The sequence below is a fragment of the Pseudomonas sp. MF6751 genome (genome assembly GCF_016613265.1).
GTDB classification, from domain to species: Bacteria; Pseudomonadota; Gammaproteobacteria; order Pseudomonadales; family Pseudomonadaceae; genus Aquipseudomonas; species Aquipseudomonas fluorescens_BV.
In genome coordinates this window covers 1-1,113 of record NZ_JAENSV010000099.1, presented here as the reverse complement: position 1 = coordinate 1,113, position 1,113 = coordinate 1, and the positions used below count along the sequence as shown (strand labels likewise).

Here is a 1,113-nt window from a genome sequence, read left to right as displayed (position 1 = left end):
GGCGGTTGCAGAAGCTGAGTGCAACACGGTTATTGATTTGAAGCTGGAGCATGATGCCGCATAGCCATGGCTTCCTGCATCACCTCGCCCATGACTTCGATCGGGCACTTGAAATCGAAGCGTTTACGGGGGCGCATATTCAGCTCCAAGGCGATGGCATTCAATTGCTCTTGACTGTGTACCGACAAGTCAGTCCCCTTGGGCAGGTACTGGCGGATCAGGCCGTTGATGTTTTCGTTGCTACCGCGCTGCCAGGGGCTGTGCGGGTCGCAGAAGTAAATAGCGACCCCTGTCTGCTGGGTGATTTCAGCATGCCGCGCCATCTCCCGGCCCTGGTCGTAGGTCATGCTCTTGCGCATCGCCAGCGGCATGCTGTTGAGCGCTGCACTGAAGCCCTCCATCGCCGAGGTCGCCGTTGCGTCGTTCATCTTCATCAGCATCAGGTAGCCACTGGTGCGCTCCACCAACGTGCCTACCGACGAGGCGTTGGCCTTACCCTTGATCAGGTCGCCCTCCCAATGCCCCGGCATCAGCCGGTCTTCGATCTCTGGCGGGCGAACATGAATGCTGACCATCTCAGGGATCTGGCCGCGCCGATCCACGCCACCAGAGCGCGGCCGGCGCGTCGTCTTGCCTTGGCGCAGGCAGACGATCAGCTCCTTGCGCAACTCGCCGACCGGCAAGGCATAGATCGCGTTATAGATCGTCTCACGACAGACGTAGGCATCTCTGAGGTTGGGTATGGTCATGCTGCGCAGCTTGCCGGCAATCTGCTCGGGAGACAAACGCTTACGCAGCATGTGGGCCACCAGTTCGAAGCGCTCGCTGCCCGGCACAAGCTTGCGCTTGGGGCGACAAACCTGGCGCCGAATGTTCATCTGTTGCTGGGCGCAGCGGGCCGAGTAAGCACCACTACTGCCTCGATTGCGCTTCAGCTCTCGGCTGATGGTCGAGGGCGACCTGTCAATCAGGCGAGCAATGCCGCGCAGGCTGAAGCCTTGAGCTTGACTGAGTTGAATGATGGCGCGCTCTTCGACGCTGAGTTCGGAATAGGACATAGGGGCAGCACCGTACCGGAAAGGTCAGGTGTTGCACTCAGTTTTCGCGGCCGCC

The 1,113-nt window shown here is 60.2% G+C and carries 1 protein-coding gene; it reads right to left on the bottom strand.

Annotation, left to right across the window (positions count from 1 at the left end; genetic code table 11):
• Positions 1 to 29: 29 nt before the first annotated feature.
• Positions 30 to 1,058 carry an IS30 family transposase gene (locus JJD66_RS27885; RefSeq protein WP_019818564.1) on the bottom strand — a complete coding sequence of 343 codons (1,029 nt, stop codon included), beginning with the start codon at positions 1,056 to 1,058 and terminating at the stop codon, positions 30 to 32.
• Positions 1,059 to 1,113: the final 55 nt, after the last annotated feature.